Annotated in this window: 21 protein-coding genes; 11 read left to right on the top strand and 10 right to left on the bottom strand. The window is 55.1% G+C overall.

Annotation, left to right across the window (positions count from 1 at the left end):
- Positions 1 to 28: 28 nt before the first annotated feature.
- Positions 29 to 1,006, bottom strand: a complete 978-nt coding sequence (epmA, locus tag NWV12_RS01920) for an elongation factor P--(R)-beta-lysine ligase (protein WP_024907345.1) — start codon at positions 1,004 to 1,006, stop codon at positions 29 to 31.
- A 310-nt stretch (positions 1,007 to 1,316) separates the two neighbouring features.
- On the opposite strand from epmA, the gene frdA reads away from it, so the two are divergent.
- Genes frdA through frdD form a run of 4 tightly spaced genes read left to right on the top strand, consistent with a single transcriptional unit; the run spans position 1,317 to position 4,610 of the window.
- Positions 1,317 to 3,107 (top strand): fumarate reductase (quinol) flavoprotein subunit, encoded by a 1,791-nt coding sequence (gene frdA, locus NWV12_RS01915; RefSeq protein WP_023310125.1) that lies wholly within the window; start codon positions 1,317 to 1,319, stop codon positions 3,105 to 3,107.
- Positions 3,100 to 3,834: a succinate dehydrogenase/fumarate reductase iron-sulfur subunit gene (locus tag NWV12_RS01910; RefSeq protein ID WP_023310124.1), complete on the top strand. Its 735-nt coding sequence runs from the start codon at positions 3,100 to 3,102 to the stop codon at positions 3,832 to 3,834. The genes frdA and NWV12_RS01910 overlap by 8 nt, the downstream gene beginning before the upstream one ends.
- A gap of 10 nt (positions 3,835 to 3,844) precedes the next feature.
- The gene (frdC, locus tag NWV12_RS01905; RefSeq protein WP_032662400.1) at positions 3,845 to 4,240 is read left to right on the top strand and encodes a fumarate reductase subunit FrdC; all 396 of its coding nucleotides are present in this window, start codon (positions 3,845 to 3,847) and stop codon (positions 4,238 to 4,240) included.
- A gap of 10 nt (positions 4,241 to 4,250) precedes the next feature.
- The gene (gene frdD / locus NWV12_RS01900) at positions 4,251 to 4,610 is read left to right on the top strand and encodes a fumarate reductase subunit FrdD (RefSeq protein ID WP_000609653.1); all 360 of its coding nucleotides are present in this window, start codon (positions 4,251 to 4,253) and stop codon (positions 4,608 to 4,610) included.
- Between the two features lie 29 nt (positions 4,611 to 4,639).
- On the opposite strand, the gene ampR is transcribed toward frdD, so the two are convergent.
- Entirely contained in the window at positions 4,640 to 5,515 is an 876-nt protein-coding gene (gene ampR / locus NWV12_RS01895; protein ID WP_048980833.1) for a LysR family transcriptional regulator AmpR, read from the bottom strand.
- Positions 5,516 to 5,647: 132 nt separating this feature from the next.
- On the opposite strand from ampR, the gene NWV12_RS01890 reads away from it, so the two are divergent.
- Both NWV12_RS01890 and NWV12_RS01885 read left to right on the top strand, forming a co-directional pair.
- Positions 5,648 to 6,793, top strand: coding sequence for a cephalosporin-hydrolyzing class C beta-lactamase ACT-145 (locus tag NWV12_RS01890; RefSeq protein WP_048980831.1), 1,146 nt, complete (start codon positions 5,648 to 5,650; stop codon positions 6,791 to 6,793).
- Between the two features lie 136 nt (positions 6,794 to 6,929).
- Complete coding sequence (locus NWV12_RS01885; RefSeq protein ID WP_023310119.1) at positions 6,930 to 7,460, top strand: lipocalin family protein; 531 nt, start codon at positions 6,930 to 6,932, stop codon at positions 7,458 to 7,460.
- Here the strand turns inward: NWV12_RS01885 and sugE are convergent.
- The gene (sugE, locus tag NWV12_RS01880; protein ID WP_008502938.1) at positions 7,457 to 7,774 is read right to left on the bottom strand and encodes a quaternary ammonium compound efflux SMR transporter SugE; all 318 of its coding nucleotides are present in this window, start codon (positions 7,772 to 7,774) and stop codon (positions 7,457 to 7,459) included. The genes NWV12_RS01885 and sugE overlap by 4 nt on opposite strands.
- A 261-nt stretch (positions 7,775 to 8,035) precedes the next feature.
- On the opposite strand from sugE, the gene NWV12_RS01875 reads away from it, so the two are divergent.
- Entirely contained in the window at positions 8,036 to 8,635 is a 600-nt protein-coding gene (locus NWV12_RS01875; RefSeq protein ID WP_033144453.1) for a LuxR C-terminal-related transcriptional regulator, read from the top strand.
- Positions 8,636 to 8,671: 36 nt separating this feature from the next.
- On the opposite strand, the gene ecnB is transcribed toward NWV12_RS01875, so the two are convergent.
- The 3 genes from ecnB to efp all read right to left on the bottom strand — a co-directional run bounded on the left by ecnB (position 8,672) and on the right by efp (position 9,683).
- On the bottom strand, positions 8,672 to 8,818 hold the full coding sequence (gene ecnB, locus NWV12_RS01870) for a lipoprotein toxin entericidin B (RefSeq protein WP_003025482.1): 147 nt from the start codon (positions 8,816 to 8,818) through the stop codon (positions 8,672 to 8,674).
- Between the two features lie 108 nt (positions 8,819 to 8,926).
- On the bottom strand, positions 8,927 to 9,058 hold the full coding sequence (locus tag NWV12_RS01865; protein WP_024907352.1) for an entericidin A/B family lipoprotein: 132 nt from the start codon (positions 9,056 to 9,058) through the stop codon (positions 8,927 to 8,929).
- 58 nt (positions 9,059 to 9,116) lie between these two features.
- Positions 9,117 to 9,683: an elongation factor P gene (gene efp, locus NWV12_RS01860; RefSeq protein WP_010427766.1), complete on the bottom strand. Its 567-nt coding sequence runs from the start codon at positions 9,681 to 9,683 to the stop codon at positions 9,117 to 9,119.
- Between the two features lie 40 nt (positions 9,684 to 9,723).
- Between efp and epmB the strand changes: the two genes are divergently transcribed.
- Positions 9,724 to 10,752: an EF-P beta-lysylation protein EpmB gene (epmB, locus tag NWV12_RS01855; protein WP_039261006.1), complete on the top strand. Its 1,029-nt coding sequence runs from the start codon at positions 9,724 to 9,726 to the stop codon at positions 10,750 to 10,752.
- 47 nt (positions 10,753 to 10,799) lie between these two features.
- Here epmB and NWV12_RS01850 read toward each other — a convergent pair whose 3' ends face one another.
- The 3 genes from NWV12_RS01850 to NWV12_RS01840 all read right to left on the bottom strand — a co-directional run bounded on the left by NWV12_RS01850 (position 10,800) and on the right by NWV12_RS01840 (position 13,256).
- A complete protein-coding gene (locus tag NWV12_RS01850) occupies positions 10,800 to 11,153 on the bottom strand; it encodes a DUF4156 domain-containing protein (RefSeq protein ID WP_023310115.1) in 354 nt (117 codons plus the stop codon).
- Positions 11,154 to 11,287: 134 nt separating this feature from the next.
- A complete protein-coding gene (groL, locus tag NWV12_RS01845) occupies positions 11,288 to 12,931 on the bottom strand; it encodes a chaperonin GroEL (RefSeq protein ID WP_014882201.1) in 1,644 nt (547 codons plus the stop codon).
- A 31-nt stretch (positions 12,932 to 12,962) separates the two neighbouring features.
- Entirely contained in the window at positions 12,963 to 13,256 is a 294-nt protein-coding gene (locus NWV12_RS01840; RefSeq protein WP_003855929.1) for a co-chaperone GroES, read from the bottom strand.
- 179 nt (positions 13,257 to 13,435) lie between these two features.
- On the opposite strand from NWV12_RS01840, the gene yjeH reads away from it, so the two are divergent.
- Complete coding sequence (gene yjeH, locus NWV12_RS01835) at positions 13,436 to 14,686, top strand: L-methionine/branched-chain amino acid transporter (protein ID WP_101744424.1); 1,251 nt, start codon at positions 13,436 to 13,438, stop codon at positions 14,684 to 14,686.
- Positions 14,687 to 14,710: 24 nt separating this feature from the next.
- Here yjeH and NWV12_RS01830 read toward each other — a convergent pair whose 3' ends face one another.
- Positions 14,711 to 15,175: an FxsA family protein gene (locus tag NWV12_RS01830; RefSeq protein ID WP_023616652.1), complete on the bottom strand. Its 465-nt coding sequence runs from the start codon at positions 15,173 to 15,175 to the stop codon at positions 14,711 to 14,713.
- 335 nt (positions 15,176 to 15,510) lie between these two features.
- On the opposite strand from NWV12_RS01830, the gene aspA reads away from it, so the two are divergent.
- Together aspA and NWV12_RS01820 are read left to right on the top strand one after the other, a co-directional pair.
- Entirely contained in the window at positions 15,511 to 16,947 is a 1,437-nt protein-coding gene (gene aspA, locus NWV12_RS01825) for an aspartate ammonia-lyase (RefSeq protein WP_003855923.1), read from the top strand.
- 115 nt (positions 16,948 to 17,062) lie between these two features.
- Entirely contained in the window at positions 17,063 to 18,364 is a 1,302-nt protein-coding gene (locus tag NWV12_RS01820) for an anaerobic C4-dicarboxylate transporter (protein ID WP_048980828.1), read from the top strand.
- The last annotated feature ends 48 nt before the right edge of the window (positions 18,365 to 18,412 follow it).

Raw genomic sequence — 18,412 nt, 5'->3', positions numbered from 1 at the left:
CTCTCCCGCGGGAGAGGGTAAACTGCCGTCAGGCGCGATCTACGGTAAACGCAATCACATCGCCAAGCTGCTCTGCGCCCAGGGCCAGCATCACCAGACGGTCAACACCCAGCGCCACGCCGGAGCAATCCGGCAGACCTGCTTTTAATGCTTCAAGCAAATTCACATCAATAGGCTGCTGCGGCAGACCGCGCGCGGCGCGCTTGCGGTTATCCTGCTCGAAGCGCTGCTGCTGCTCGCGGGCATCCGTCAGTTCGTGGAAGCCGTTCGCCAGTTCGATGCCTTTGTAATAGACCTCAAAACGCTCTGCGACACGATGATCTTCGGTACTGATCTGCGCCAGTGACGCCTGGCTTGCCGGGAAGTGGTAGACAAAGGTCGGACGGTCTTTGCCAATCTGCGGTTCTACACCGAAGGTAAACAGCAGCTGCAGCAGCGTGTCGCGATCCTCTTCGGTATCCGCCACGTTGCTCAGATCCAGTTTTGCCGCCACTTCGCGCAGCTGGGTTTTGTCCGCCGACAGCGGATCGATTTCCAGATGGCGCTGGAAAGCCTGCTGATAGGAGAGCGTTTCGGCTTCCGAGCAGTCCAGCACCTGCTGGAGCAGATCGTCCACCTCATTCATCAGGCGGTACATATCATAATGCGGGCGGTACCACTCCAGCATGGTGAATTCCGGGTTGTGGTGACGCCCCATCTCTTCATTACGGAAGCTGCGGCACAGCTGATACACCGGGCCACACCCCGCCGCCAGCAGGCGTTTCATGTGGTATTCCGGGCTGGTCATCAGATACAAATTCATGCCCTGAGAGTGGCCGGGGCCAACAAAACGGGTTTCAAACGGCACCAGATGAATATCCGTTACCGTTGCCTGACTCATGCACGGCGTTTCCACCTCCAGGACTCCGCGGTCGGCAAAGAAACGGCGGATCTCCGCCATAATTGCAGCGCGTTTTAACAGATTAGGGATGGATGCGCTCGGCTGCCAGGTGGCCGTTTCGCTCATGAGTTGTTCTCCGATTTCAGACAAGGGCACGAAGTCTACTCGTTAGCAGGGGCAGAGACAAATTTTGCGCAGTAAAAAAGCGCATTTCATTTAGGTGAACTTTTTCGTGACGTATTTCATCAATCTTCATGATAAATCGCCGTACAGAACAGCAAAAAAATCGAACACGTCAAATTTCCCTGACATCTACACGGTTATACTGTTTTACCCATAAAGGAGCAGTGGAAACGCTTTCGCAATCGTCCTTTTGGACGGGTGAACTACCTTTAGTTTGTCGCGTTGCGAAATAACAAAAATCTGGAGGAATGTCGTGCAAACTTTTCAAGCCGATCTTGCCGTAATAGGCGCTGGCGGGGCTGGATTACGTGCTGCGATTGCTGCAGCACAAGCTAATCCCAACGCTAAAATCGCATTGATTTCAAAAGTCTATCCAATGCGTAGTCACACAGTGGCAGCAGAAGGAGGATCCGCCGCCGTTGCGCAGGATCATGACAGCTTTGAATACCATTTCCACGACACGGTTGCAGGGGGCGACTGGCTTTGCGAGCAGGATGTCGTTGACTACTTTGTGCATCATTGTCCCACGGAAATGACCCAGCTTGAACAGTGGGGATGTCCGTGGAGCCGCCGCCCGGACGGCAGCGTCAACGTTCGCCGCTTTGGCGGTATGAAGATTGAACGCACCTGGTTCGCCGCCGATAAAACCGGCTTCCACATGCTGCACACCCTGTTCCAGACCTCCCTTCAGTTCCCACAAATTCAGCGCTTCGATGAACATTTCGTCCTCGACATTCTGGTTGATGACGGACAGGCGCGTGGCCTGGTGGCGATGAATATGATGGAAGGCACGCTTGTCCAGATCCGCGCCAACGCGGTAGTGATGGCGACGGGCGGTGCGGGTCGCGTTTATCGTTATAACACCAACGGCGGCATCGTCACCGGTGACGGCATGGGCATGGCGCTCGGTCACGGCGTACCGCTGCGCGATATGGAGTTCGTCCAGTATCACCCAACCGGCCTGCCGGGCTCCGGCATTCTGATGACGGAAGGCTGCCGCGGTGAAGGCGGTATTCTGGTCAATAAAAACGGCTACCGCTATCTGCAGGATTACGGCATGGGCCCGGAAACCCCGCTCGGCGAGCCGAAGAACAAATACATGGAACTCGGCCCGCGTGACAAAGTCTCTCAGGCCTTCTGGCACGAGTGGCGCAAAGGCAACACCATCTCCACGCCGCGCGGCGATGTGGTCTATCTCGACCTGCGTCACCTTGGCGAGAAGAAACTGCTGGAACGTCTGCCGTTCATCTGCGAGCTGGCGAAAGCTTACGTCGGCGTCGACCCGGTGAAAGAGCCGATTCCGGTGCGTCCAACCGCGCACTACACCATGGGCGGGATCGAAACCGACCAGCAGTGCGAAACCCGTATTAAAGGCCTGTTCGCCGTCGGCGAGTGTTCCTCCGTGGGTCTGCACGGCGCCAACCGTCTGGGGTCTAACTCGCTGGCAGAGCTGGTCGTCTTTGGCCGCATGGCGGGCGAGCGCGCGATGGAGCGGGCAGCTACCGCAGGCGAAGCCAACGGTGCCGCGCTGGATGCGCAGGTCGCAGACGTTGAAAAACGCCTGAAAGATCTGGTGAACCAGGAGGGTAACGAGAACTGGTCGAAGATCCGCGACGAGATGGGCCTGTCGATGGAAGAAGGCTGCGGTATTTACCGTACACCAGAGCTGATGCAAAAAACCGTCGATAAGCTGGCGGAACTGCAGGAGCGCTTCAAGCGCGTACGCATCACCGATACCTCTAGCGTATTCAACACCGACCTGCTCTACACCATTGAGCTGGGCCACGGTCTGAACGTCGCGGAATGTATGGCGCACTCTGCGCTGGCGCGTAAAGAGTCGCGTGGGGCCCACCAGCGTCTGGACGAAGGCTGTACCGAACGTGACGACGTCAATTTCCTGAAACACACTCTCGCCTGGCGCGATGCAGATGGCACCACACGTCTGGACTACAGCGACGTGAAAATCACCACGCTGCCGCCGGCTAAACGCGTGTACGGTGCAGAAGCAGAAGCCGCCGAGAAGAAGGAGAAGGCGAATGGCTGAGATGCAAAAAATGAAGGTTGAAGTGGTGCGCTACAATCCGGAAGTGGACGCCGCACCGCACAGCGCTTTCTATGAAGTCCCTTATGACGAGCAAACCTCCCTGCTGGATGCGCTCGGCTATATCAAAGATAACCTGGCGCCAGACCTGAGCTACCGCTGGTCCTGCCGCATGGCAATCTGCGGCTCCTGCGGCATGATGGTCAACAAGGTGCCGAAGCTGGCCTGTAAGACCTTCCTGCGCGAGTACACCAAAGGCATTAAGGTCGAAGCGCTGGGCAACTTCCCGATTGAACGCGATCTGGTGGTCGATATGACCCACTTTATCGAAAGCCTGGAAGCCATTAAGCCGTACATCATCGGTAATCCGCGCACGCCGGATCAGGGGCCAAATACCCAGACGCCGGCTCAGATGGCGAAATATCATCAGTTCTCCGGCTGCATCAACTGCGGCCTGTGCTACGCAGCCTGTCCACAGTTTGGCCTGAACAAGGAATTCATCGGCCCGGCCGCCATTACCCTGGCGCACCGCTATAACGAAGACAGCCGCGACCACGGTAAAAAAGAACGTATGGCGCAGCTTAACAGCCAGAACGGCGTCTGGAGCTGTACCTTTGTGGGTTACTGCTCCGAAGTGTGTCCGAAGCACGTCGACCCGGCCGCCGCAATTCAGCAGGGTAAAGTGGAAAGCTCGAAAGACTTTCTTATCGCAACCCTGAAACCACGCTAAGGAGTGCATGATGACGACTAAACGCAAAGCCTATGTGCGGCCTGTGCCGTCCACCTGGTGGAAAAACCTGCCGTTTTATCGCTTCTACATGCTGCGTGAAGGCACGGCGGTACCGGCGGTCTGGTTCAGCCTTGAGCTGATGTACGGCGTTTTTGCCCTCAAGCATGGCCCGGAAGCCTGGGCCAGCTTTGTCGGGTTCCTGCAAAACCCGATCATTGTGGTTCTGAACCTGATCGTGCTCGCGGCCGCGCTGCTTCATACCAAGACCTGGTTTGAGCTGGCGCCAAAAGCGGCGAACATCATCATAAAAGACGAGAAAATGGGGCCAGAGCCGGTGATTAAAGGGCTCTGGGCAGTGACGATTCTGGTCACTGTGGTCATTCTGTTTGTCGCACTGTTCTGGTAAGGAGACACCTGTGATCAATCCAAATCCAAAACGTTCTGACGAGCCGGTCTTCTGGGGCCTGTTTGGCGCAGGCGGCATGTGGAGTGCCATCATCGCCCCCGTCATCATCCTGCTGGTCGGCATTATGCTGCCGCTGGGGCTGTTCCCGGGCGATGCGCTGAGCTACGAGCGCGTGCTGGCGTTCGCGAGCAGCTTTATCGGCCGCGTGTTCATCTTCCTGATGATCGTCCTGCCGCTGTGGTGTGGTCTGCACCGTATTCACCATGCGATGCATGACCTGAAAATCCATGTACCGAGCGGTAAATGGGTGTTCTACGGTCTGGCGACCATCCTGACCGTGGTGACGCTGATTGCCGTGGTCACCATCTGACGCTTCTGGCCCGCCATCCGGCGGGCCTTTTATTTCTGCATCTTCCCCACCAGCCACTGGGCAAACTCGCGCATTGCGGGCGTTTCTGTCCGTGACTGTAGTCTTGTCAGCCAGTAGCTGCCGAGGTCAATCTGCGTTGCAAACGGCTGCACGATGCGTTCGCTGCTGAGTAAATGGGTAAACATGTCGACAGGCGCAATGGCAATCCCTGTGCCTGCCTGCGCGGCTTCCAGCATGGTCACGGACGAATCAAACACCATCACCCGGTGCGTCGGTGAGGGAGGATGTTCACCCGCTGCCTGCATCCACGCAGCCCACTCGTCGCGCCGGTAGGAGCGCAGCAGGGTAAACTTCAGGATATCTGCCGGGCTTTTTAGACAGGAGGCAATGTCGGGTGTACAGAGCGCAGACAGCGGCGCAGGGCAAAGGAATTCAGCATCGGTTCCATGCCACGCGCCGCCACCGTAGCGAATGGCGTAATCAAGCCCTTCAGCCGCCGGGTCGACGCGATTGTTATGGGTGGAAAGCTGAAGATCAATATGCGGATAGCAGCGGCGAAAGTCCGCAAGCAGCGAGAATAAAACTCCCGTGGCAAAAGTCCCTACCACACCTATTTTAAGCTTCTCCTGAGCGCGCTGGCTGGCAAAACGATCCAGCATTCCGGCGATGCGATCGAACGAGTCATTCAGCACCGGCAGCAAATTCTCGCCTTCGGTGGTCAACATCAGGCCACGCGAAACGCGGACAAACAGCTGGCAATTAAGGTGCTGCTCCAGCGCCTTTACGTGCTGGCTAATCGCGGAATGGGTGACGTTCAGCTCGATAGCGGCATGCGTAAAACTGAGATGCCTGGCGGCTGCTTCAAACGCCCGCAGGGAATTAAGAGGGAGATAGCTGCGCGTCATGGTCTCGTCCGTTAGAAAAATTAACAGCTAATGCTAAATTTAACCGTTTGTCAGCCATAGTCAAATCCAACAGACTACAGCGGTCTGACGGGCCCGGACACTCCCTTGAACTGCTATTACGGAAGATAACTGATGATGACTAAATCCCTTTGCTGCGCCCTGCTGCTCAGCACCTCCTGCTCGGTATTGGCTGCCCCGATGTCAGAAAAACAGCTGGCTGAGGTGGTGGAACGTACCGTTACGCCGCTGATGAAAGCGCAGGCCATTCCGGGTATGGCGGTGGCGGTGATTTATCAGGGTCAGCCGCACTACTTTACCTTCGGTAAAGCCGATGTTGCGGCGAACAAACCTGTCACCCCACAAACCTTATTCGAGCTGGGTTCTATAAGTAAAACCTTCACCGGCGTGCTGGGCGGCGATGCCATTGCTCGGGGTGAAATATCGCTGGGCGATCCGGTGACAAAATACTGGCCTGAGCTGACAGGCAAGCAGTGGCAGGGGATCCGCATGCTGGATCTGGCAACCTATACCGCAGGAGGTTTGCCGTTACAGGTACCGGATGAGGTCACGGATAACGCCTCTCTGCTGCGCTTTTATCAAAACTGGCAGCCGCAGTGGAAGCCGGGCACCACGCGTCTTTATGCCAACGCCAGCATCGGTCTTTTTGGCGCGCTGGCGGTCAAACCTTCCGGCATGAGCTATGAGCAGGCCATAACGACGCGGGTCTTTAAGCCGCTCAAGCTGGACCATACCTGGATTAACGTTCCGAAAGCGGAAGAGCCGCATTACGCCTGGGGATACCGCGACGGTAAAGCGGTACACGTTTCGCCAGGCATGCTGGACGCTGAAGCCTATGGCGTAAAAACCAACGTGCAGGATATGGCAAACTGGGTGATGGTCAACATGAAGCCGGACTCGCTTCAGGATAGTTCACTCAGGAAAGGCATTACCCTGGCGCAGTCTCGCTACTGGCGCGTGGGTGCCATGTATCAGGGGTTAGGCTGGGAAATGCTTAACTGGCCGGTCGATGCCAAAACCGTGGTTGAAGGTAGCGACAATAAGGTGGCGCTGGCACCGTTGCCTGCGAGAGAAGTGAATCCACCGGCGCCCCCGGTCAACGCATCCTGGGTCCATAAAACAGGCTCTACCGGCGGGTTTGGCAGCTACGTGGCATTTATTCCCGAAAAGCAGCTCGGCATTGTGATGCTGGCGAATAAAAGCTATCCGAACCCGGCACGCGTTGAGGCGGCATACCGTATCCTCGACGCGCTGCAGTAAAACATTGCCGGGTGCCGGCTTTGCCTAACCCGGCCTACAAAATTCACGGGGTGACCACCCGGCGAAACACACCGCACAAAAACCACATTTTCCTTGCCGTCATCTACACTTAACAAAAAACAGTAAGGAAACTCCTATGCGCATTCTGCCTGTTATCGCCGCGGTGACAGCCGCGTTTTTAGTGGTTGCCTGCAGTTCCCCTACCCCACCTCCAGGCGTTACCGTCGTCTCGCCTTTTGATGCACAACGCTTCCTTGGAACATGGTATGAAATCGCGCGCCTCGACCATCGGTTTGAGCAGGGCTTAGAGAAGGTCACTGCGAATTACAGCCCGATGGATGATGGCGGTATTCAGGTGATCAACCGGGGCTATAATCCCGATCGGGAGATGTGGCAGCAGTCGATTGGGAAAGCATACTTCACGGGCGACCCGCGACGGGCCGCGCTCAAAGTCTCTTTCTTCGGCCCGTTTTATGGCGGCTATAACGTGATCGCGCTCGACAGAGAGTACCGTCACGCGCTGGTCTGCGGGCCGGATCGCGACTATTTGTGGATACTTTCCCGCACGCCAACTATTTCGTCAGAAATGAAACAGCAAATGCTGGACGTCGCGACCCGGCAAGGGTTTGATGTGTCAAAGCTCATCTGGGTAAAACAGCCCCATTAATGGGTGCTGAGCTTCAGCCCAACGATGCCGGCCACAATCAAGGCGAGGCTGGCGATACGCGCCAGACTCGCTGACTCTCCCAGCAGCAGAATGCCGGTGATGGCGGCCCCCACCGCACCAATACCCGTCCAGACGGCATAAGCCGTTCCCACAGGCAGCGAGCGCATCGCCCAGGATAACAGGACAATACTCACGATCATTGCGGTGACGGTTATGACGCTGGGCGTCAGGCGGGTAAATCCGTGGGTGTACTTGAGACCAATTGCCCATACCACTTCGAGCAGGCCAGCAATAAAAAGAATGATCCAGGACATTTCAGGCTCCTTAACTTAATTCAAGTTGGGGCCGTCCCCGGTGAAAGAAACGCTTACGGGTCGTCCCGTAAGGCAGAGATTACGCCCCATATTGTGGTTAGCGTGCTATTTTTTTTCAATCATTTTTTGCTGAACACGTTAAGGCAAGAAATAGCCGCAGTATGGCGCGTAGTTCCGGCATTTAGCACTCATCCGACTTCTCTATGATGATGTGCTTTCTGATGGCAGGAAGCCAAACCACTAGCCGACTGCGAATAAAATATGTTCAAAATTCTTTTGATTGACCGTTGTCACTTCACCCGCACGGGGTTTGAAGCATGGCTCAATCATTCCGGTTTGTTCCCGGGACACTACGTTGTGACCGGGCTAAATAATCTGTTCCTTGCCAGGGAGCACATTCTGCAATGGAAACCCACGCTGGTCATCGCCGACCTGTACGGCTTCAGGCAGGATATTCATCATTTTCAGCAGCTCTCGTCCTTGCTTAACGCCAGTGAACGATTACCGTTTATTATGCTGCAATCGGGAGAGGACCGCGGTATGACCGACTGGCTCGGACAGTTCCCGGTGTGGTCGTCGCTGTTGAAAAACGCCAGTCTCGAAGAAGTGGCAACGACTATCAACGACGCATTAAACTCGCGCGCCAGCGCTGAAAGGCCAACGGCAGCCGCCCCCTTGCTGACCCGGCAGGAAGAGAAAGTGCTGACATTGTGGATGGACGGGGCAAGCAATCAAAAAATTGCCGCTCACCTGAGTATCAATGGAAAAACGGTCTATACCTACAAACGCAATATCCGCATGAAACTGCATATGGATACGCGTTTTTCTCCGTTCTTATCCCTGCAGGAATCAGAAAGCTGACGGTACGAAACCCGCTGGTCTCGTACCGTATGTTAATTACTGCTGAGCTTTAGTTGCCGCACCAGAGATTGCGCTACCACCTTCAGAAATATCCTGACCGACGCCACGCGTGGTATTACAGGCCGTTAACACTGAAGAAAGTACCAGGACTGAAAAGATCGCTGCAATTGTCTTCTTAACCATAATATCTTCCTTTTATAGCCAAAGTTGTTTTGTGTATAGCAACTTAAGAATAGACAAGATCCCGCCGGTTGACGGAAAAGGAAGCATTTTTAGGAAAATTAGACGAACTTAGCTGGCGGCGTGAGAAATGATATGACCGAGATCCTGGATATCTTGTCCCATTCCACGGGTGGTGTTACAGCCAGAAAGCAATGCACTGGAAAGCGCTAACAGAAGCAGAATTTTAACGGTACGTTTCATCATCCCTGCCTGCAAAAATCAGGCGCAGCGGGCGCTGCGCCTTCAATCATGACGTAAATTACTTCACGCGGGATACGTATTCGCCGGAGCGGGTATCCACTTTGATCACTTCGCCAGTCTGTACGAACAGTGGAACTTTAACCACTGCGCCGGTAGACAGTTTGGCTGGTTTACCGCCGGTACCTGCGGTATCACCTTTCAGACCTGGATCGGTTTCAACGATTTCCAGTTCTACGAAGTTTGGTGGGGTCACAGCGATAGGCTGGCCGTTCCACAGGGTCACGATGCACTCAGCCTGATCCAGCAGCCATTTAGCGCTATCACCTACCGCTTTCTCATCAGCAGACAGCTGTTCGAAAGTGGAGTTGTTCATGAAATGATAGAACTCACCGTCGTTGTACAGATAGGTCAGGTTCATATCAACAACATCAGCGCCTTCAGCGGAGTCAGTAGACTTGAAGGTTTTCTCAACACGGGTACCGGTCAGCAGACGGCGCAGCTTAACGCGTGCGAATGCCTGGCCTTTACCTGGTTTAACGAATTCGCTGGCTTCAACCGCGTACGGTTCGCCGTCCATCATGATTTTAAGACCAGCACGAAAATCGTTGCTATAGTACGTTGCCATAAGGCCCTCTAAATTTGTTAACTGGTAGCTAAGCCACAAAATGGCGCATATTGTAACCCTAAACACCCCGTCCAGAGAAGATTGGTTATCGCAACTTGCCGATGTAATCACCAGTCCTGATGAATTGCTGCGTCTTTTAGACCTCGATCAGCACCCAGAGTTGCTTGCAGGCCGCGAGGCAAAACGCCTTTTCGCCCTGCGCGTTCCCCGTGCATTTGTGGCGCGGATGGAGAAAGGCAACCCCGACGATCCACTTTTAAAACAAACGCTTACTTCGCAGGATGAGTTTGTCACCGCACCGGGATACAGCACCGATCCGCTGGAAGAGCAGAACAGCGTGGTGCCGGGTTTACTGCACAAGTATCTCAACCGCGCCCTGCTGCTGGTAAAAGGCGGTTGCGCGGTAAATTGTCGTTATTGCTTCCGTCGGCACTTCCCGTATGCCGAAAACCAGGGCAATAAACGCAACTGGCAGGTCGCGCTGGACTATATCGCCGCCCATCCGGAGCTGGATGAGATTATTTTTTCCGGCGGTGACCCGCTGATGGCAAAAGATCATGAGCTGGACTGGCTGTTGACTCAGCTTGAAGCCATCCCGCACGTTAAGCGCCTGCGTATTCACAGCCGTTTACCGATTGTCATTCCGGCACGTGTCACTGACGGACTGGTGTCACGCCTGGAGCAGTCAAGATTGCAGGTGCTGCTGGTGAACCATATTAACCACGCGAATGAAATTGACGATGACTTTCGCGCGGCGATGGCGCGTCTGCGTAAAGCGGGCGTGACGCTGCTGAACCAGAGCGTGCTGCTGCGCGGCGTCAATGACAGCGCCCGCGTGCTGGCCGACCTGAGCAATGCCCTGTTTGATGCGGGCGTGATGCCCTATTACCTGCACGTGCTGGATCGCGTTCAGGGCGCGGCCCATTTCATGGTGACGGATGAAGAAGCCCGGCAGATTATGCGCGAACTGTTAACGCTGGTTTCAGGCTATATGGTGCCGAAGCTGGCACGCGAGATTGGCGGAGAGCCGAGCAAGACGCCGCTGGATCTGCAGCTGCGGCAGCGCTAGTTTCCCCGCACCCTAACCCTCTCCCACAGGGAGAGGGAAAAAGGCAATCAGTTCGGGCACTTGTAGACCTGGCCGTTCATCTGGCTGGCGGTCGGCACGAAGCTGGACAGCATACTCTGCGTTGGGCTGCTCACGCCGTAAATCACGTTACCTCCCATTGCCGCAGCCTGGTTACGCAGGGCATTCGCCGCACCGCGCATCGAGCCACCTTCTTCGCCATGCTGACCTGACATCCAGTTACTTTGCTCACCGGTTGCCGTGCCTAACAGCTGGCATTCACTGCCAGGCTTATCTTCCACAAAGCGAACGCCCTGGCCCGCTGCCGACAGCTCATTGCTGGAGCTACAACCCGCCAGCAGCAATGCTGCCCCTACAATCCCTGCACAGACTTTTACGCGCATGTTATTCCTCGTTTTCAATAAGCTGGACAGTAGTTGTCCGTGTGTAAATCTTATACCTAAAAGATGACCAAAAGAAAAACCCCCGAGCATTTCTGCCCGGGGGTTTTTCACATTCTACGACGTAGAGCGCACGATTACATCATGCCGCCCATACCGCCCATACCGCCCATGCCAGCAGCACCTAAGTCTGGTGCATCGCCTTTAGGCATATCGGTGACCATGCACTCGGTGGTGATCATCAGGCCAGCGACAGATGCCGCGTACTGCAGAGCAGAACGGGTCACTTTCGTTGGATCCAGGATACCGAAGTCGATCATGTTGCCGTATTCTTCAGTTGCTGCGTTGTAACCGTAGTTACCTTCGCCCGCTTTCACGTTGTTCGCAACCACAGATGGCTCTTCACCGGCGTTAGAAACGATCTGACGCAGAGGAGCTTCCATTGCGCGCAGCGCAACTTTGATACCCACGTTCTGATCTTCGTTCTGTGCGGTCAGGCCTGCCAGTTTAGCGGCAACACGCACCAGCGCAACACCACCACCAGCAACCACGCCTTCTTCTACCGCAGCACGGGTCGCGTGCAGGGCATCGTCAACGCGTGCTTTTTTCTCTTTCATTTCAACTTCGGTCGCTGCACCGACTTTGATTACCGCAACGCCGCCAGCCAGTTTCGCTACGCGCTCCTGCAGTTTTTCACGGTCGTAATCGGAAGTCGCTTCTTCGATCTGCTTACGGATCTGACCCACGCGGCCCTGAATAGCGGCTTCTTCACCCACGCCATCAATGATGGTGGTGGTGTCTTTGTTGATCACAACGCGTTTCGCCTGGCCCAGGTCTTCCAGGGTCGCTTTTTCCAGCTCCATACCGATCTCTTCAGAGATCACGGTACCGCCGGTCAGGGTAGCGATATCCTGCAGCATCGCTTTACGGCGATCGCCGAAGCCAGGTGCTTTAACCGCAGCCACTTTCACGATGCCGCGCATGGTGTTAACCACCAGGGTCGCCAGCGCTTCGCCTTCAACGTCTTCAGCGATGATAACCAGAGGTTTGCCTGCTTTCGCAACGGCTTCCAGCACTGGCAGCATTTCGCGGATGTTGGAGATTTTCTTGTCAGCCAGCAGGATGAACGGGCTTTCCAGTTCAACAGCGCCAGTCTCTGGCTTGTTGATGAAGTATGGGGACAGGTAACCGCGGTCGAACTGCATACCTTCAACCACGTCCAGCTCGTCTTCCAGACCGGTACCGTCTTCAACGGTGATCACGCCTTCTTTACCGACTTTGTCCATCGCTTCAGCGATCAGTTTACCTACGGTTTCGTCGGAGTTAGCGGAGATAGTACCAACCTGAGCAATGGCTTTAGAGTCAGAGCACGGTACGGACAGCGCTTTCAGCTCTTCAACAGCGGAGGCGACAGCTTTGTCGATACCACGTTTCAGATCCATTGGGTTCATGCCCGCAGCAACGGCTTTCAGACCTTCGGTGATGATTGCCTGCGCCAGTACGGTCGCGGTAGTGGTACCGTCACCTGCAGCGTCGTTCGCTTTAGAGGCAACTTCTTTCACCATCTGCGCGCCCATGTTTTCGAACTTGTCTTCCAGCTCAATTTCACGTGCTACAGAAACACCATCTTTGGTGATGGTTGGCGCGCCGAAGGATTTATCCAGCACTACGTTGCGGCCTTTCGGGCCCAGAGTCACTTTAACTGCATCTGCCAGTACGTTTACGCCGCGGAGCATTTTTACACGAGCGTCGTTACCGAATTTTACGTCTTTAGCTGCCATGTTCTTATTTCCTCAAATTCTCGTGCGTAAATTACGCTTCAACAATTGCCAGAATGTCGCTCTCGGACATGATCAACACTTCTTCATTGTCGATCTTCTCGGATTTCACGCCGTAGCCATCGTTGAAAATTACGATGTCACCAACTTTAACGTCCAGTGGCTGCACAGTTCCGTTTTCCAGGATGCGGCCCTTACCGACAGCGATGATTTCGCCACGCGTTGATTTGGCTGCTGCAGAACCGGTCAGAACGATGCCGCCAGCAGACTTGGTTTCAACTTCTTTACGTTTGACGATCACACGATCATGTAACGGACGAATACTCATTGATAGCTCTCCTTTGAGAAAGTCATTATCAGTTATGGATGACGCCGGCCCGCATGCGGTTTTCCGACTAGTGCCCTGAGAGATGGGGATAGCTTTTTCCCCCTTCAAGGGGGAGTCGAAAAAAAAATTTGCGAAAGTGTTACCATCGCCTCTCTTTTGGTACTGGCAGGGCGATGTCAATGAGTGGACTCAAGCAGGAGCTGGGGCTGGCGCAGGGCGTCGGACTGCTCTCAACCTCCTTGTTAGGTACAGGCGTGTTTGCCGTACCCGCACTGGCGGCGCTGGTGGCTGGAAATAACAGCCTGTGGGCGTGGCCGGCGCTGATTGTATTGGTTTTCCCGATAGCCATTGTGTTTGCCATCCTGGGGCGGCATTTCCCCAGCGCGGGCGGCGTGGCGCACTTTGTCGGACTGGCCTTTGGCCCGCGGCTGCAGCGTGTCACCGGCTGGCTGTTTCTCTCCGTCATTCCGGTTGGCCTTCCTGCGGCGTTGCATATTGCGACCGGCTTTGGTCAGGCGCTGTTTGGCTGGCATATCGAGCAGTTATTGCTGGCCGAGCTGGGTACGCTGGCGTTCGTCTGGTGGGTGGGCTCTCGCGGCGCCAGCTCCAGCGCCAACCTGCAGACGCTGGTTGCGGTGCTGATTGTCGCGCTCGTTGTCGCAATCTGGTGGGCGGGCGATATCACAATAAAGGAAATTCCCTTCCCGCCGCTGACCGACGTCGATCATTCCCAGCTTTTCGCCGCGCTCTCCGTCATGTTCTGGTGTTTTGTCGGCCTGGAAGCCTTTGCCCATCTGGCCTCTGAATTTAAGCAGCCTGAACGCGATTTCCCCCGCGCGCTGATGATAGGCCTGCTGCTGGCAGGTACGGTCTATTGGGCGTGTACCGTGCTGGTCTTACACTTCCACGCGTTCGGAGCGGATCTCGCCGCCGCGGCATCGCTGCCGGGTATCGTGGTGGAACTGTTCGGCGTGAAGGCGCTATGGATCGCCTGCGTCATCGGCTATCTCGCCTGTTTTGCCAGCCTGAATATTTATATCCAGAGCTTTGCCCGGCTGGTGTGGTCGCAGGCGCTCGACAAACCAGAGAATCGCCTCTCGCGCCTGTCTAAACGCCAGCTTCCGCTGAATGCCCTGAATGCCGTACTGGGCTGCTGCGTGGTGAGCACACTGTGTATTTACGCACTGAAGATCAATCTTGACGCACTGATCGTTTACGCCAACGGCATTTTCATCATGATCTACCTGCTGTGCATGCTGGCGGGATGTCGTTTGCTGAAAGGTCGCTATAAAGCTCTGGCGGTCGTCGGGGGTTTGCTTTGCCTGCTGTTGCTGGCGATGGTGGGATGGAAGAGTCTGTACGCGATTGTCATGCTGGCAGGGCTGTGGGTGTTTTTGCCGAAGCGCGGTGCGCTACCGGAAGCCCGGTAGGCGAAGCGCCACCGGGCAACAAAATCACCGATCGTCTTTATGGTCTAAACGGTCGTGCTGTTCATCCTTACGCTGATACTCCCCTTCAAAGGTATCGCCCGGCCCGGTGCTGAATCCGCCCCCCGGCATACGGCTAAAGCGCAGATGCGGCAGCAGCTTCATGGTCAGGTGTTTTTGCACCGGCGGCAGAAGCAGCAGAAGGCCGAGGAAGTCAGTGAAGAACCCCGGCAGGATCAGCAGCAGCCCCGCAATAATCAACGACACGCTTTTGATCATCTCTTCCGCCGGGCTTTCCCCTGCGGCCATCTTCTGCTGCATTATCAGGAAATTTTTGAAACCCTGATTACGCACCAGCGACATGCCGATGACGGAGGTGAAAATCACCAGAATCAGCGTCAGCAGGACGCCCAGCACATGGGCAACCTGGATGAAAATGGAAATCTCAATGTAAACATAGAGAAAGAAAGCAATAAACGGTATCCAGCGCACTGGCATCTCCTGTGTGGCAGAGGCCATCGGGCCCCTGTCTGAATGTGTTCGCGACGCGCGTTTGTATGAAATGGTGACGGTTAGCGAAAATTCAATCAGTTTGCACGGATATTTTTTTTGGAAATTATAAAGCGGTGACCCATTTCACAGATTAATAATTATCATGGAATCGGCTCGATAATAAGTGATCCAGCTTACGGCAATTCGCTATCATCAGCATATGATCTCGAACATCTGGCTGATTGAGGGAATAATCGTCGGCCAGAAAATATTCAAAACCACATAAATACTGTGTGTTTAGTACAATCCATCGGCAGCTTGAAAAGAAGGTTCACATGTTAAACAACATTCGTATCGAAGAAGACTTGTTGGGTACCAGGGAAGTTCCAGCGGATGCCTACTACGGTGTCCACACTCTGAGAGCGATTGAAAACTTCTACATCAGCAACAGCAAAATCAGCGACATCCCTGAGTTTGTCCGTGGCATGGTGATGGTGAAGAAAGCCGCAGCACTGGCTAACAAAGAGCTGCAAACCATTCCCAAAAGCGCGGCAAATGCGATTATCGCAGCCTGCGATGAAGTGCTGAACAACGGCAAATGCATGGACCAGTTCCCGGTTGACGTCTATCAGGGCGGCGCGGGCACCTCCGTCAACATGAATACCAACGAAGTACTGGCAAACATTGGCCTGGAGCTGATGGGTCACCAGAAAGGTGAATACCAGTACCTGAACCCGAACGACCACGTAAACAAATGCCAGTCTACCAACGACGCCTACCCTACCGGCTTCCGTATCGCGGTGTATGCCTCTGTGGTGAAACTGGTGGATGCGATCAACCAGCTGGGTGATGGCTTCCAGCGTAAAGCGGTTGAGTTCCAGGACATCCTGAAAATGGGTCGTACCCAGCTGCAGGACGCGGTGCCGATGACGCTCGGCCAGGAATTCCACGCGTTTAACGTACTGCTGAACGAAGAGACCAAAAACCTGCTGCGCACCTCCGAGCTGCTGCTGGAAGTGAACCTGGGCGCCACCGCCATCGGTACGCGTCTGAACACCCCGGATGGCTATCAGCAGCTGGCGGTACAGAAGCTGGCTGAAGTCTCTAACCTGCCGGTTGTGCCTGCAGAAGACCTGATTGAAGCCACCTCCGACTGCGGCGCCTACGTCATGGTACACAGCGCCCTGAAACGTCTGGCGGTAAAACTGTCCAAAATCTGTAACGACCTGCGCCTGCTCTCTTCCGGTCCGCGCGCTGGCCTGAATGAAATCAACCTGCCAGAGCTGCAGGCCGGTTCATCCATCATGCCAGCCAAGGTGAACCCGGTAGTGCCAGAAGTGGTGAACCAGGTTTGCTTCAAAGTCATCGGTAACGATACAACCGTGACCATGGCCTCTGAAGCGGGTCAGCTGCAGCTGAACGTGATGGAGCCAGTGATTGGCCAGGCGATGTTTGAATCCATCCACATTCTGACCAACGCCTGCTACAACCTGCTGGAAAAATGCATTAACGGCATCACGGCGAATAAAGAAGTCTGTGAGGGTTATGTCTATAACTCCATCGGGATCGTCACCTACCTCAACCCGTTCATCGGTCACCACAACGGTGATATCGTCGGTAAGATTTGCGCCGAAACCGGTAAGAGCGTACGTGAAGTGGTGCTGGAGCGCGGGCTGTTGACCGAAGCTGAGCTGGACGATATCTTCTCGGCCCAGAACCTGATGCACCCGGCATATAAAGCGAAACGATATACCGATGAAAGCGAACAGTAACCGTTCTGGCTAGGCTTCTTAAGGCACGTCACTTGTGACGTGCCTTTTTTCTTTTTAGGCGTTACCTAAATACAACAATTCAATATCAACTTGTTAATAAGCAAGGCAGGTCCTTATGTTTGGAGCAGAACTCGTCATCGTCTTGTTGGCGATTTATTTGGGAGCAAGACTCGGGGGTATCGGCATTGGTTTTGCCGGCGGTCTCGGGGTGCTCGTTCTTACCCTTATCTTTCAGATTAAACCCGGCTCAATCCCGTTCGACGTTATCGAAATCATCATGGCAGTTATTGCCGCTATCGCCGCCATGCAGGTGGCAGGCGGTATGGACTACCTGGTAAGCCTGGCGGAGCGTATGCTGCGCCGCCATCCAAAATACATTACCTTCCTTGCCCCGCTGGTGACCTGGTTTATGACCATTCTCGCCGGTACGGGCCACACCGCCTTCTCTACGCTGCCGGTGATTACCGAAGTGGCGAAAGAGCAGGGTATCCGTCCATCTCGTCCGCTCTCAATTGCCGTCGTCGCGTCACAGATTGCGATTACCGCCTCGCCGATTTCCGCTGCGGTGGTCTTCTTCGCCGGTATTCTGGAGCCGATGGGCGTGAGCTACCTGACGCTGCTGGCGATCTGTATCCCGGTGACGCTGATCGCGGTGATGATCACTGCCGTGCTGTGTAACTTCCTCGGCGCCGAACTGAAAGACGATCCGGTGTACCAGGAACGCCTCGCCAAGGGTGAAGTGAGGCTGCGCGGCAGCCAGGTCTTCGAGCTGAAGCCGCACGCAAAGCGCTCCGTGCTGCTGTTCCTGATCGGTATTGTCGCGGTGATGTTCTACGCGACCGCCATCAGCGACACCGTGGGCCTGATCCAGAACCCTGTCCTGCCGCGTAACGAAGCGATTGTAGTGTTTATGCTGACCATCGCGACGCTGATTAGCATCACCTGTAAAATCGACACCAGCGAAGTGCTGAACGCCAGCACCTTTAAATCCGGTATGAGCGCCTGCGTATGCGTACTGGGCGTGGCGTGGCTCGGTGATACCTTCGTGAAAGCGCACATCAGCGACATTCAGACCGTCGCTGGCGATCTGCTCCACAACTACCCGTGGCTGCTGGCGGTGGTGCTGTTCTTTGCCGCTACCCTGCTTTACTCCCAGGCGGCGACCACCAAAGCGCTGATGCCTGCGGCACTGATGCTGGGCGTGACGCCACTGACGGCGATTGCCTCTTTCGCGGCGGTTTCTGCCCTGTTCGTTCTGCCAACCTACCCAACCCTGCTGGCGGCGGTGGAGATGGACGACACCGGCTCAACCCGTATCGGTAAGTATGTGTTTAACCACGCGTTCCTGATCCCGGGCGTGGTCGCCATTTCACTTTGCGTGATCCTCGGCTTTATCATTGGCGGCGTGGTGCTGTAAACGGTGAGTGGTTGTAAAAATAGTTAAAATCGGGCCGCTCTGCGGCCC

This window comes from Enterobacter sp. Crenshaw (genome assembly GCF_024734705.1).
GTDB lineage: Bacteria > Pseudomonadota > Gammaproteobacteria > Enterobacterales > Enterobacteriaceae > Enterobacter > Enterobacter asburiae_B.
The sequence above is the reverse complement of the archived record's forward strand: the minus strand, read 5'-3'. Positions and strand labels throughout refer to the sequence as shown.